General features: G+C 70.1%; 13 protein-coding genes. 8 read left to right on the top strand and 5 right to left on the bottom strand.

Features of this window, described 5'->3' with window-relative positions:
• Positions 1–12: 12 nt before the first annotated feature.
• Genes ABD352_RS24030 through ABD352_RS24040 form a run of 3 tightly spaced genes read right to left on the bottom strand, consistent with a single transcriptional unit; the run spans position 13 to position 3,150 of the window.
• The gene (locus tag ABD352_RS24030) at positions 13–858 is read right to left on the bottom strand and encodes a carbohydrate ABC transporter permease (RefSeq protein WP_344614721.1); all 846 of its coding nucleotides are present in this window, start codon (positions 856–858) and stop codon (positions 13–15) included.
• 5 nt (positions 859–863) lie between these two features.
• Positions 864–1,805 (bottom strand): carbohydrate ABC transporter permease, encoded by a 942-nt coding sequence (locus ABD352_RS24035; protein WP_344614722.1) that lies wholly within the window; start codon positions 1,803–1,805, stop codon positions 864–866.
• 55 nt (positions 1,806–1,860) lie between these two features.
• Positions 1,861–3,150, bottom strand: coding sequence for an ABC transporter substrate-binding protein (locus tag ABD352_RS24040; protein WP_344614723.1), 1,290 nt, complete (start codon positions 3,148–3,150; stop codon positions 1,861–1,863).
• A 295-nt stretch (positions 3,151–3,445) separates the two neighbouring features.
• Between ABD352_RS24040 and ABD352_RS24045 the strand changes: the two genes are divergently transcribed.
• Complete coding sequence (locus tag ABD352_RS24045; protein ID WP_344614724.1) at positions 3,446–4,273, top strand: DeoR/GlpR family DNA-binding transcription regulator; 828 nt, start codon at positions 3,446–3,448, stop codon at positions 4,271–4,273.
• Here ABD352_RS24045 and ABD352_RS24050 read toward each other — a convergent pair.
• A complete protein-coding gene (locus ABD352_RS24050) occupies positions 4,259–5,176 on the bottom strand; it encodes an aldo/keto reductase (protein ID WP_344614725.1) in 918 nt (305 codons plus the stop codon). The two genes, ABD352_RS24045 and ABD352_RS24050, sit on opposite strands and share 15 nt — an antisense overlap.
• 125 nt (positions 5,177–5,301) lie before the next feature.
• Here ABD352_RS24050 and ABD352_RS24055 point away from each other — a divergent pair, with 125 nt between their 5' ends.
• Entirely contained in the window at positions 5,302–6,744 is a 1,443-nt protein-coding gene (locus tag ABD352_RS24055) for a hypothetical protein (protein ID WP_344614726.1), read from the top strand.
• On the opposite strand, the gene ABD352_RS24060 is transcribed toward ABD352_RS24055, so the two are convergent.
• Entirely contained in the window at positions 6,741–8,216 is a 1,476-nt protein-coding gene (locus ABD352_RS24060; protein ID WP_425553621.1) for an MFS transporter, read from the bottom strand. The genes ABD352_RS24055 and ABD352_RS24060 overlap by 4 nt on opposite strands.
• Before the next feature lie 136 nt (positions 8,217–8,352).
• On the opposite strand from ABD352_RS24060, the gene ABD352_RS24065 reads away from it, so the two are divergent.
• From ABD352_RS24065 to ABD352_RS24090, 6 genes are all read left to right on the top strand, one after another.
• Positions 8,353–9,246, top strand: a complete 894-nt coding sequence (locus tag ABD352_RS24065) for an RNA polymerase sigma-70 factor (RefSeq protein ID WP_344614728.1) — start codon at positions 8,353–8,355, stop codon at positions 9,244–9,246.
• A 111-nt stretch (positions 9,247–9,357) separates the two neighbouring features.
• Positions 9,358–10,212, top strand: a complete 855-nt coding sequence (locus ABD352_RS24070) for a HEAT repeat domain-containing protein (RefSeq protein ID WP_344614729.1) — start codon at positions 9,358–9,360, stop codon at positions 10,210–10,212.
• A 373-nt stretch (positions 10,213–10,585) separates the two neighbouring features.
• Positions 10,586–11,164 carry a helix-turn-helix domain-containing protein gene (locus ABD352_RS24075; RefSeq protein WP_344614730.1) on the top strand — a complete coding sequence of 193 codons (579 nt, stop codon included), beginning with the start codon at positions 10,586–10,588 and terminating at the stop codon, positions 11,162–11,164.
• A complete protein-coding gene (locus ABD352_RS24080) occupies positions 11,164–11,535 on the top strand; it encodes a hypothetical protein (RefSeq protein WP_344614731.1) in 372 nt (123 codons plus the stop codon). Before ABD352_RS24075 ends, ABD352_RS24080 begins: the two co-directional genes overlap by 1 nt.
• Positions 11,532–12,455 (top strand): ABC transporter ATP-binding protein, encoded by a 924-nt coding sequence (locus ABD352_RS24085; protein ID WP_344614732.1) that lies wholly within the window; start codon positions 11,532–11,534, stop codon positions 12,453–12,455. Before ABD352_RS24080 ends, ABD352_RS24085 begins: the two co-directional genes overlap by 4 nt.
• On the top strand, positions 12,452–13,249 hold the full coding sequence (locus ABD352_RS24090) for an ABC transporter permease (RefSeq protein WP_344614733.1): 798 nt from the start codon (positions 12,452–12,454) through the stop codon (positions 13,247–13,249). Before ABD352_RS24085 ends, ABD352_RS24090 begins: the two co-directional genes overlap by 4 nt.
• The last annotated feature ends 77 nt before the right edge of the window (positions 13,250–13,326 follow it).

Raw genomic sequence — 13,326 nt, forward strand, 5'->3', positions numbered from 1 at the left:
TTGCCGGGTGTTTCAGGCCTTCACGGCGCCGGCGGTGAGGCCGCCGATGAACCGCCGCTGGAACAGCAGGAAGAGGACGAGGACCGGAATCGACCCGAGAATGCTCATCGCCATCATCTGGTTCCACTCGTACGAGTGCTGGCCCATGAGGAGCTGGATGCCGATCGGCACCGTGCGCATGTCGTCGGTGCGGGTCAGCGAGAGCGCGAACAGGTACTCGTTCCACGAGATCATGAACGTGTAGACCCCGACCGCGATCAGACCGGGCACCGAGATCGGCACCAGGATCCGCCACAGCGCGGTCCAGCTGGTGCCGCCGTCGACTTTGACGGACTCGTCCAGTGCCCGGGGCATGGTGTTGAAGTACGCGGTGATCATGATGACCGCGTAGGGCAGGGTGAACACCATGTGCGTGAGGATCAGGCCGGGGTAGGTGTTGTACAGGCCGAGCCCGACGACGAGCCCGAAGTACGGAATGACGAGCGTGATCGGCGGCACGGCCTGGACGCTGACGATCACGGCGTTGATGGTCTTCTGGAACGGGAACGAGTAGCGGCTGAACGCGAACCCGGCCAGGACGGCCACCAGCAGCGTCAGGATGGTCACCGCGAAGGCGACGATGTAGCTGTTGAGGAAGAACCGCAGTTGGGCGCCGTTACCGAGGATCTCCCGGTAGGCGTCGAACGAGAAGCTCTTGGTGATGAGCTCCGGCGGGTTCTGGAAGACCTCGCCGTTGCCCTTGAACGACGTGGACAGCATCCACAGGACCGGCAGGCCGGCGAACAGGCCGCCGAGGACGAGCCCGGTGATGACGCCGGCCTTGGCGAGGGTGCGACGGGTCTTGACGTTCATGGCCATGCGTCTCACCGCTCCCGCTGCTGTCGTACGTAGAAGAAGGCCAGGATCATCGTCAGCAGCAGCACGATCACGGCGGCGGCGGACGCGGTCGCGAACTCGTACTCGCTGAAGGCCTGCTTGTAGGTGAAGGTGCTGAGCATCTCGGTGGAGTTCAGCGGTCCGCCGCCGGTCATCATCCAGATCAGCGCGAACTGCTGGGACGTCCAGATCAGGTCGAGCACCGCCATGCTGATGATCACCGGCCGCAGCTGGGGCAGCGTCACGTGCACGAACCGCTGCCACCAGTTCGTCCCGTCCACGGCGGCCGCCTCGTACAGCTCGCCGGGGATGCCCTGCAGTCCGGCGAGCAGGCTGATCATGAAGAACGGGTAGCCGGACCAGATGTTGACGAACGTGACCGCCCAGAGCGCCTTGCCCGGGTCCCCGAGAAAGTCGACGCCGTGCTGGATGACGCCCAGCGTGTGCAGTACGTAGTTGATGACGCCGGACGGGTCCAGCAGCAGCCGCCAGATGACGGCGATCACCGCGATCGTGAACAGCCAGGGCAGGATGTAGACGATCCGGAAGATGGCCTTGGCCACCCCGCCCAGCAGCTGGGTGTTGAGCATCATCGCGAACGCCAGGCCGAGGACCAGGTGGGCCACGGTGCTGACCGTGATGAAGATGGCGGTGTTCTTCAGTGCGGCCAGGAAGTCCGGGTCGGTGAGCACCTTGGTGTAGTTGGCGAACCCGGCGAACACCGAGTTGTCCTGGATGATCACGTTGTCCCGGAACGAGTAGCTGATCACCATGACGATGGGGACCACCATCAGGACCACGATCAACAGCACCGTGGGGGTCAGATATCCGTACGGGATCAGGCGCCGCGCCACAGTGGAGCGCTTCCGGCCGGGTGGGACCTGCCCCTTGGTGGGCGCCGCGGTTTTCGGTGCCGTCATGGATGTCATCGCTGTCTCCTAGAGCGGGCGCCGTGCCGGCGGACCGGCACGGCGCCCGAGCGGACTACTCGATCACTGAGGACCAGGACTGCTGCGACTTGTTCAGCGCCTCGTCGACAGTCGACTTGCCGGTCAGCACGAGCTGGAGCTGCTCGTCGAAGCTGCGCATCAGGTCCTCGGACTTGGGCAGGCCGACGAACTCGTTGGCGGGGTAACCCTGCTGGTAGATGTCGAAGGCCGTCTTGAACATCGGGTCGCTGTTGCTGAAGTCGGGCTTCGCGTTCTTGTTGCCCGGGAAGCCGTTCGCGATCGTGCTCAGCTTCGCGTTGGTCTCCTGGCTCATCAGGTACGAGACGAACTTGAACGCCTCGGCCTTGTGCTTGGTGGAGTTGGAGATGCCGATGCCCCACGAGGCGTACGGGATGCCGCGCTTGCCGGTGTAGCCGTCCTCGGCGGGAAGGGCCGCCACCTCGAACTTCAGGTCCGGCTTGTTCTTCTTGATCAGGTTGATGTGCGCGAGCGAGTCGATCATCATGCCGACCTGGCCGTTGGTGAACTTCTCGACCTTGTCCTGCTCTTTCATGGTGAGCGAGCCGGGGGCGATGACGCCCGCGTCGTTCAGGCTCTTCACATAGTTGACCGCGCTCTTGACCGGCGCGCTGGTCAGGTCGGGCTTGCCGTCCTTCAGCATGCTGCCGCCGGAGGCCCAGAGCCAGGACATGACGTCGTTCTGGATGCCGTTGGGCACGGCGGTGTCGAGCGGGAGCGCCCAGCCCTTCACGTCACTGCCGGTCGCGCTGATCTTCTTGGCGGCGTCGAGGAACTCGGTGCGCGTGGCGGGCACGTCGGCGACGCCGGCCTTGGTCAGCAGGTCCTTGTTGACGAAGAGCGGGTAGACGAAGTTGACCACCGGGACCATGTAGGTCTTGCCCTTGACCTGCACCTGGCTGGCGAGCTGGCTGGTGTCGTAGTTCGACTCCGACATCAGCTTCGACATGTCGGCGATCGCGCCCTGCTTGGCGAAGTCGTTGACCCAGGCGCCGTCCAGGCCCACGACGTCAGGGAGGGTCTTCGACGCGGCGCCGGTGATCAGCTGCTGCTTCGTCGAGGCGTACGGCGCGCTCAGCAGCTTGATGTGGATGTTCGGGTTCTGTGCGGTGAAGTCGTTGATGATCTTGTCGAACTCTCCGGACGGAAGCTCGGCCCCCCACCACTGGGCGAACTCCAGCGTCACGTTGCCGCCCGAGGCGGAGTCGCTCGAGTCGCTCGAGCCGCACGCCCCCACGAACGCCACCAGCGCGGCCGCCGTCACCGCCCCTAACGCCCGCTGCAGCCGGGATGTGCGTATCACCATGGCACGCTCCTCTGTATCGAGTTCCTTCTGTTCTATGCCGCGTTGGCGTCACGTTAGCAGCGTGTTACAGATCAGGACAAGAGAAGAACTGCAGAAAGCTGCGGACTATGGCAAACTGTTGCGCCATGAGGCAAAACCTGGCGCTCCGCAACCACGCTCCGGGCTGCAGTTTGCCCAGCCAGTACCGAGTTTTGGCCGGTCTTGCCCGTTCTTGCGGGTCTTCGCGGCTCCGTGCGTGGATGTCCTCAGTAGACCCGCAGATGTGGCATACTCCCGCACTGACGAGGGGGGAACTGTGAGCGTTGGCAGGGACGAGCGGCAGCGTCATCTACCGGCGGGGCGCAAGGCTCAGCTGGCCGCGTACGTCGCCGACGCGGGTCAGGTCACGGTGGGTGAGCTGGCCGAACGCTTCGGCGTCTCCATCGACACCGTGCGGCGCGATCTCGATCAGCTGGCCGCCGAGGGCATCCTCGTGCGCACGTACGGCGGCGCCGTCAGCCTGTCCACGGTCTCCCGCACCGACCGGACCGTCGACCAGCGGCTCACCGTGCAGGAGCAGGAGAAGGAGAAGATCGCGGCGCTGGCCGCGGGGCTGGTCCAGGACGGCTCGACCATCATGATCAACGGCGGGACGACCACGCTCGCGCTCGCCCGCAACCTCGTCCAGCACCGCGACCTGACGGTGGCGACGAACAACCTGCTGGTGCCGGGGGCGCTCCCGTCCACGGCGATCCGTGACATCTACGTCTTCGGCGGCGCGGTGCGTGCGCTCACCCTCGCCACGATCGGCCCGGTCAGCTTCCGTGCCACCGCCGGCGCCGAGCTGGACATCAGCTGCGATCTGGCGCTGATCGGCGTCGGCGCAGTCGCCGCCGACGCCGGCTACACGACGAGCAACCTCGCCGAGGCCGCGATGATGCAGGAGATGATCTCCCGCGCGGCCCGCGTGGCGATCCTCGCCGACTCCTCCAAGTTCGGCCGCCGCCTGTTCGCCCAGGTGTCGGAGCTCGCCGCCGCCGACTACCTGATCACCGACACCGCGCCGCCGCCCGACCTGCGGGACGCCCTCAAGGCGAACGGCGTGGAGGTGCTGACCCCGGCCAAGGCGCTAGCTCCACGGTAGGCGCGAGCGCTCCTGCCAGTACTGCGCGGCGGGCATCGCCAGGTCGTTCCACCGGGCGGGGTCGACGGTGAGCTCCTCCGCCCGCAGGTTCGAGGCCAGCTGGTCGCCGGTCGCGGCCCCGGACAGCACGATGGTCGCCCAGGGCTGCCGTAGCGCCGCCGCGAGCGCGGTGGCGTCGCCGGGCGCGCCCTCGCCCACGGCGAGTCGCCCGTTGGCGAGCGCCTCCTTCACGATGACGAGGCACCCCGCGTCGTGCGCCTCGGCGAGCGCCGGCCCGGCGCTGGGCTCCAGCAGATTCCAGGTGGCCTGCACGCTGCGGAACAGGGGCTGCCCGTCGACCCGCACGCCGAGCGCGGCCCGGATCGCCTCGCCCTGCGCGGGACCGCTTGTCGAAAGCCCGATCACCGTGCCCTGTGCGGCGAGCCCGGCGAGCCGGCGGTGCAGCGCCTCGTCGTGCAGTGCGGGGCTGTCCGGGGTGACCGAGTGGATCTGGTAGAGGTCGAGGCGGTCGCCGAGCAGGGCCCGCGTCTCGCCGAGCTGCCGGTCGAAGGTGGCGACGCCGTGGTCCTTGACCTCGTGCACCTCGGCGTCGACCCGCCACCCGGCGGTGTAGGTGTAGCCCCACTTGCTGCCGACGACGACGTCGTCGACGTCCGGCCGGGCGTGCAGCCACTGGGCCAGGAACTCCTCGGCCCGCCCGTAGGATCGGGCGACATCGAAGTACCTGATGCCGGCCGCGTACGCCCGGTCGAGAAGGTCGTGAGCGCGGTCGCGCATCGTCTCGACCGTCCGCTCGCCCGGCAGGTCCGCGGCGCGCCCGAGATTGATGTAGCCGGGGCGCCCGACGGCCGCCAGCCCCAGCCCGATCCGAGAAGCCCCCGCCAGCCGATCGAACATCCGCATGACCCCATCCATCGCCGGCCCCGAGCCGGGTTTCCACCTGTATATCAGGGCAAACTGGGTACGGGCGGCTCCGGCCCGGGACGCGAAGAGCCACTCGGGGACCGCCGGCTGGCAGACTGGCCGGCGTGCCGCATGTGAACCCGACCGGTGTGGTCGTCCCGAGCGTCGATGGCAGGTCCAGCACCTCGGCGCTGGGGCGGTCGGTGGTGGCCGACGCGCTGCGCGGCGTCGACCCGGTCGGGGCCCGGGGCGCCGAGGCGTCGACCGACTGGCGCCACGACTACCTGGTGCACTTCCGGCGGCTTGTCGAGGCGGGGCTGCCGTCCCGCGACGCGGCGCTGCGCATCGCCGGCGACGGGCTCGCGTCGCTGCACGAGCGGATGCGGTACCGGGGAACACCGGACGGCGGCGAGGAACCCCTCGGCGCCGCGTTCAACCCCGGTGGTCCGCCGCTGGCGACGGTGACCGTGACGGGGACGGGGGAGGCGGAGCGTGAGCTTGTCGTGCCGTACCGTGGCCGCCACCTCTGCGGCGAGGAGCTCGACCGCCAGCTCGAGGGCTGGGTCGCCGCCGGCACGATCGAGCGCTCGTGCGCCGACGCGGTCCGGACCGTCGCCGCGAACCCGGACTGGCTGTCCCTGCCCGGGCGCAGCGTCGTCGTCCTCGGCGCCGGCGCGGAGATGGGCCCGCTGCGGGCGCTGCTGCGCTGGGGCGCCGACGTGGTCGCCGTCGACCTGCCCCGGCCGGCGATCTGGCAGCGGCTGACCACCCTGGCCGAGCGGTACGCGGGCCGCCTCCACCTGCCGGTCGCCGGCGAGGAGCGGGGCGCCGACCTGCTGCACGATCTCGGCCGGGTCGCCGAGTGGATCGAGGGCCTCGACGGCCGGCTCGTGCTCGGCAACTACGTCTACGCCGACGGGGCGCTCAACGTCCGGGTCGCGATGGCCGTCGACGCGCTCACCGTCCGCCTGCGCGAGCGCCGGCCCGACCTCGGGCTCGCGTTCCTGGCCACGCCGACCGACGTGTTCGTCGTGCCCGACGACGCGGTCGACGAGGCGAACCGGCGCTACGCGGCGGCGACGGGCATCGGGCGGCTCCGGCGGCCGCTGCGGGTGCTCAGCGCCGGGCGGCTGCTCACCCGCAACTACCCGTCCGGCCTCTATCCGGGGATCAACGACAGCCTGGTACCGCAGCAGGGCCCGAACTACGCCCTCGCGAAACGGCTGCAGCGCTGGCGGGCGGCCGAGGCCCGGGCCGCGGGCGTGCCGGTGTCGTTCGCCGTCGCACCGGCCACCCGCACCCGAAGCGTGGTGAAGAACCGCCTCCTCGCCGCCGCGTTCGCCGGCGCCCACCGCTTCGGCATCGAGATCTTCGAGCCGGCGACGAGCAACACGCTCATGGCCGCGCTGCTCGTGCACGATCTCAACGCCGGTCGTCCGGCGCAGGAGCACCCCTGGCAGGACGAGGCCTGCGCGGCGGCCCACGGTGGGTTGTGGCGCCAGCCGTACTCCGCGCGCAGCGCCCTCGGCATCGCGGTCCTGATGGGAATCGGCGCCGCCCGCGGCTAGTGCGGACGGGTCAGCGGGCCGCGGCGCAGCAGCGCACCGCAGACGACGGCGCCCGCCGCGAAGAGGCCGGCGCACGACCAGAACACCGCGGTGTAGCTGTGGATCGCCGCGAGCTGTACCGATCCCGGATGATCGGCCAGGTACCCGGTGGTGGCACTGGCCGCGATCGTGCTGAGCAGCGCGGTGCCGATCGAGCCGCCGAGCTGCTGCCCGGTGTTGATGCTCGCCGAGGCCACTCCCGCGTCGCGCGGTGCCACGCCGAAGGTACCGGTGGCGGCCACCATGCCGAAGACGAGGCCCATGCCGGCACCTATCACCATGAGCGGCCCGAGGAGCGCCGACGCGTAGTCCGAGTGCGCGCCGATCCTCGTCAGCCAGACCATGCCGGCCACGTTGAGCAGCATGCCGGCGATGACCATCGGCTTGGGACCGACCCGCGGCATCAGCTTGGTGTTGCCCACGGTGGCCGCGGCGCCGCTGAGCACCACCATCGGCAGCATGGCCAGGCCCGAGGTGACCGCGGAGTACCCCAGGGTCACCTGCATGTAGTACACCAGGAACAGGAAGACCCCGAATGTGGCCGCCCCGCTGATCAGGATGGTGAGGTAGGCGCCGGCGCGGTTGCGGTCGAGCACGATGCGGGGCGGCAGCAGCGGCTGCGCGGCGCGCGACTGCCAGAAGGCGAAGGCGATCAGCAGCCCGACGCCGACCGCCAGGAAGCCCCACGCCGAGGGCGTGTGCCAGCTGTGCCTCGCGGCGTTGGAGAAGCCGTAGACAAGGCAGAACATCCCGGCGGACACCGCCACGACTCCGGGAACGTCCAGCCGGCCGCCGGGCGTCCTGGACTGCTTGCCCACCAGCAGCACGCCCCCGATGATCGCGACGGCGGCGAAGACCAGGTTGATGTACATGCACCAGCGCCAGGACAGGTAGGTGGTCAGCGCGCCGCCGAGCAGCAGCCCCATGCCGCCGCCGGTGGCCGAGACCGCGCCGTAGACGCCGAATGCCTTGGCCCGCTCCTTGGCATCGCTGAAGGTCGTGGCCAGCAGCGACAGGGCGGACGGCGCCAGCAGGGCGCCGAAGACCCCCTGGCAGGCGCGGGCCGTCACCAGCATCGCGAAGCTGTCCGAGGCGCCACCGACGGCGGAGGCGGCCGCGAAGCCGACGAGACCGGCGAGGAAGGTCGCCTTGCGGCCGATCAGGTCGGCCAGCCGCCCGCAGAACAGCAGCAGGCTGCCGAACGACAGGGCGTACGCGGTCACGACCCACTGCCGGTCGGTGGCCGTGAACCCGAGCGCGCGCTGCGCCGACGGCAGCGCGAGGTTCATCACGGTCAGGTCGAGGACGATCATGAGCTGTGCGGCGGCGATGACGGCGAGGATCAGCCACCGCCTCGGATCCCCGGCCGCCGTCCCCGCCGCGTCCGGCCTCGTCCCGGCCGCGGGGGCTGCTGTATGCGCTGCCACGATCATCTCCTTGTCACGAAGGCGTGTACGTCCCGATGACCACGAGACGGCGGCGCCCTTCAGCGCGTAACAGCCCGGCTCCTGTGACGTGAAGCACCGGTACCGGCTGTCACAAAGGGACGGGGACCGGCGTCCTGTGGGCATGGACGAGCGCAGTGTCGACCCAGCTACCGAGGCGTTCGTCGCCCACCGCAACCTGCTATTCACCGTCGCCTACGAGATGCTCGGCTCGGCCACCGACGCCGAGGACGTCCTGCAGGAGACCTGGCTGCGGTGGGTGGGCGTCGATCTCGGCACCGTGCGGGACGAGCGCGCCTACCTGGTGCGGATCGTCACCCGGCAGGCGCTGGACCGGCTGCGCACGCTCGGCCGGCGCAAGGAGTCCTACGTCGGACCGTGGTTGCCCGAGCCGCTGCTGACCACGCCCGACGTGGCCGAGGACGTCGAGCTGGCCGACAGCGTCTCGATGGCGATGCTGGTGGTGCTGGAAACCCTCGCGCCGGTCGAGCGGGCGGTGTTCGTGCTGCGCGAGGTGTTCGACCTGGAGTACGACGAGATCGCCCAGGCCGTCGAGAAGAGCCCTGCGGCGGTCCGCCAGATCGCCTACCGGGCCCGGGCCCACGTCGCCGCCCGCCGGCCCCGCGGCGCCGTCTCCCCGGCCGAGAGCCGGGCCGCGCTCCAGGCCTTCCAGCGGGCGGTCGAGACCGGCAACCTGCAGAGCCTGCTCGACATCCTCGCGCCGGACGTCGTCGCCCTGAGCGACGGCGGGGGAGTCAAGCACGCCCTGCTGCGGCCCGTCGTGGGGGCCGACAAGGTGGCTCGCCTGCTGGCCTCCCTCTGGTACCAGCGCGACGTCGCGCGCTCGGTCGAGCCGGCCGAGGTCAACGGCGCCCCGGGCCTGGTCGTCCGGGTCAACGGCGAGCTGGACGGCGTGGTGGCGCTGCGGGTCGAGAACGGCCGCATCGCCGGCCTCTACCACGTGCGCAACCCGGAGAAGCTGTCGCGCGTGGCGCGCGAGACCCCCGTGAGCCGCTGAGACGCCGAATGATGCCCCTGGAGCGGGGCCGACGTGTGTGGGCCACCCCCGCCGTATGATTCCGTCCATGACCACTGCCGGCGACAGCGCTCCCGAACAGCAGGTGGCGCGATGGCCCGCCGGCTGGGCATGGACGCTGTGACGAACACCGACCTCGACGGCCTACGCGCCGGCGACCTCGCCACGCGCGAGGCGCACCTCTATCGGCTGCTCGATCGGGCCCACGACTTCGGCGACCCGGCGGCGGTCGCGGCGCTGCACGCCCTCGTCCGCGACTACCCCGACTATCACCGCTCGCTGTACACCCGGGCGATGAACCAGGTCGATGCATTCGCCGCGCACACCCCGAAGGACACCCTGCGCGAGCCGCTCCTCGCGGCGCTTGCCGACACGCGATACAACTGCCAGGCCTGGGCGGCCATGGGCTGCGCCGCAGTGGGTGTCCGGGATGCGGTACCGAAGCTGATCTCCCTTCTCGACCATCCGCAATGGATGGTGGTGGACGAAGCGGTGAAGGCCCTCGGCCGGCTCGGCGACGCGTCCGTCGTGCCGGCGCTCAGCCCGTTGCTCGCCGACGACGTCGACTGGGTGCGCCTGCGGGCCGCGGAGGCCCTGGCCAACATCGGCGGCCCGGAAGCGCTGGACGCACTGTGGCACGAGTTCGAGCACCGCCGCTTCGCACGGATCGGTCACATCGCCAGCGCCCTGGCCTCGTTCGCCCCGGAGGTCATCCCGCGGCTGATCGCAGCTGCCGCCGACCCGGACCCGAACCGCCGCTACTGGGCCGCGGTCGCCCTCGGCTCGACCGGCGACGAACGGGTTGCCCCCACGCTGGAGCGCCTCCAGGCCGAGGACCGCGGCGCGACGGTCTTCGACGGCGAGGTTCGTGTTGCGGCGAAGAAGGCCATTCGCACGCTGCGCCGCATCCAGGCCGCCATCGCCGCCCGCGAGCAGCGTCCCGGGTGACTGCGATGTTCCTCACGCGGTCGTAATACGAGGCATCACCCGGCCCGCGGGTGCAGGCGCTTGGCGACCGCAGGAAAACCGTCGTGCCGGGACCACTGCGCTGACTGACGCTGACCGCGGGCGATGGCCCATCGGCACGGCGTAGAGCACGTGCGGCCAGCCGTACTTGACGTGAGCGGAACTGACCGCCGCAGCCGGGTCAGTGGCCGCGGAGTGGCCGTGGGTGGGGCTGACAAGCCGGGCCGTCCACTCCGGACTCGCCGGTTCCGCATCCCGATCGCGGTCGACCACGCCCCCTGCGATCTCTTGAGAGACCGGCAATTCCGGAGGTCGGGGCTATCATTATCACTCTCGATAATGATAACGTTGGGCCATGGAGATGTCGAGGGAGCGCTGGGCCGAGCTGGCGCTGCACCCGGTGCGGATCCGGATCCTGCGGGCGGTCGCAGGCACCCGGCTGACCACGCAGGACCTGGTTGAGCTGCTGCCCGACATCCCGCAGGCCACGATGTACCGGCACCTGGCGACGCTGGTCAAGACAGGGCTGCTCGACGTGGTCAAGGAGCGCAAGGTACGCGGCGCCGTCGAGCGGGTGTACGCGCTGCCCGCGCACGGCGCGACGCTGGACGCCGCGGCCCTGGCCACGGCGACGCCGGAGGACCATGCGCGCTACTTCACGGCGTTCGTGTCGAGTCTGCTGTCGGAGTTCTCTCGCTACCTCGCCCGGGAGCGGATCGACTTCGCCGCTGACGGTGTCGGATACCAGCAGTTGGTGCTGCACCTGACGGACGCCGAACTGGGCGAGTTCGCCGCCGGTTTCGCCGCGCTGGTCGGCCCGTTGCTCGGCAACGAGCCCGGCAACGGGCGGGTACCGCGACTGCTGGCGACCGTCCTGATGCCGGCCGACCGGCAGCTACCAGCAACAACGGACACGACGAAGGGGGATGACTGATGGCATCGGTCACGGTTACTGGCGACGTGGTCCACATCCGGTTCACCGGATGGGAGCGGATTTGGATCGGGCGGGAGCGGCTCGCGCTGCGTCTCACCGCAGTGCGGCAGGCCGCCCAGGTGGACAACCCGCTCCGGCTGGCCCGTGGCGCCCGGCGGGGGTGCGTGGTGTCGGGCTTCACCAAGGTCGGCATTTGGGGTCTGTTCGGTGGTCCCCGGCAGCTCGTGTCGGCCCGCCGGGGCGAGCCCGGGCTGCACCTCGTCTTGGACCGGGCGGCGACCGGCGGCGAGTTCGACGAGATCGTGCTTTCCAGTCCGGCCGCGCCGGGCCTCGCGGAGACGATCAGGCGTGCGATGGCGGCCCGCGCATGACCGGCGACCGCCTGGCGATCGAGGTGTCGCGCCTGACGAAGCGCTACGGTGACGTCACCGCCGTGCGCAATCTGAGCTTCACCGTGGAACCCGGTGTGGTCACCGGGTTCCTCGGCCCGAACGGAGCCGGCAAGACCACCACGATGCGCATGGTGACCGGGCTGGTGTCGCCTACCAGCGGCACCGCCACGATCGGCGGGCAGCCGTACCGCCGGCTGGCCCGGCCGTCGCGCACGGTCGGCGCGGTGTTCGACGCCAACGCGTTCCACCCCGGCCACACCGCTCGCGACCACCTGCGCGTCTACGCCGCTATGGGCGGCTATCCGGACAGCCGGATCACTGAACTGCTGGACCTGCTCGGCCTCGCCGAAGCCGCCAATCGCCGCACCCGCGGGTTCTCCACCGGCATGCGGCAACGGCTCAACCTCGCCACGGCGCTGCTCGGCGACCCCCGCGTACTGCTGCTGGACGAACCCGGCAACGGCCTGGACCCAGAAGGCATGTCGTGGCTGCGCGGCTTGCTGCGCCGGCTGGCCGACCAAGGCCGCACCGTCCTGATCTCCAGCCACGTGCTCAGCGAGATCCAGCAACTCGTGGATGACGTGGTGGTGATCCGGCGCGGCGAACTCGTCGCCGCTGGGCCATGGTCCCGGCTCGCCGGCCCGCCGACAGTGCTGATCACCTCACCCGACGCCGAAGCCCTCGCCTCCACCCTGAAGGCCGCCCCAGCCAACGGCGGCACCGTCCCGTTCGTCGAAGCCGTCGGGCCTGACCGGCTGCGGGTACATGGGCTCGACGCGCCGAGCGTCGCCGACCTCGCCGCTGCCCACCGCCTACGGGTGCACGAGCTGGTCACCGAAAGCGCGAGCCTCGAACAACTCTTCCTCGACCTGACCACCGACAAGGCGGGCATCCGATGAATCTCTTGATCAAAGCGGAGGTTCGCAGGCTGCTGGCCACCCGGATGTGGGGCGGACTGCTGCTCGCCGCCGTACTGCTGGGCGGCGGCATGATCGGCGCCATGGCGCTGGTAGGCCCGGAGAACTTCGACCCACCGATGCCCGGACTGGACACCGAGACCGGCCTCCGCTCGATCCTCGGCATCCTTGGCATCACCGCATTCGTGCCGGCCGCCGCCGGCACCCTCGCGGTCACGTCCGAGTACCGGCACCGCACCGCCGCTGTCACCTTCCTGTTCGCGCCGCGCCGCGGGCAGGTGCTCGTCGCCAAACTCGCCACCTACGCGGTCGTCGGCCTTGCATACGGGCTCATCCTCGGGGGCACCGCCGCAGTGGCGCTGTTCACCGCCGCCGCCGCTCGCGGCGTCTCACTCGGTCTGCCGGCCGCCACTGTGCTGGCGCTGCTCGCCCGCATCTCCGTCGCGATGATGGTGTACCTGCTCGTCGGCGTCGGAATGGGTGCCCTCATCCGCAACCAGATCGCAGCCCTGTGCATCGTGATCGGCTATTTGTACCTGGGTGAGCCGGTGCTCATGATGATCCCCGGCGTCAACGCGCTCTACCCGATCCTGCCCGGCGGAGCCACCGCCGCGCTGACCGACTTCACCTACCTCGCCGACGCCATGTCCGAACAACTCGGCAATGGCGCCGTCGGACTCCTCCCACCGGCGGCCGGCGCCCTCCTCCTCACCGCGTACGCGCTGACCGCCTCGGCGATCGCAGTGATCGTCCCCATGCGCCGCGATATCACCTGACCGACAGCCACCGGCCGCATCGGTCACGGTGAAAGGCGCCATTACCGGGCTGAACATTCAGGACGCACTCCAGAACT

Origin of the sequence: Dactylosporangium salmoneum (assembly GCF_039532525.1) — a bacterium.
In the GTDB taxonomy this organism is placed as follows: domain Bacteria; phylum Actinomycetota; class Actinomycetes; order Mycobacteriales; family Micromonosporaceae; genus Dactylosporangium; species Dactylosporangium salmoneum.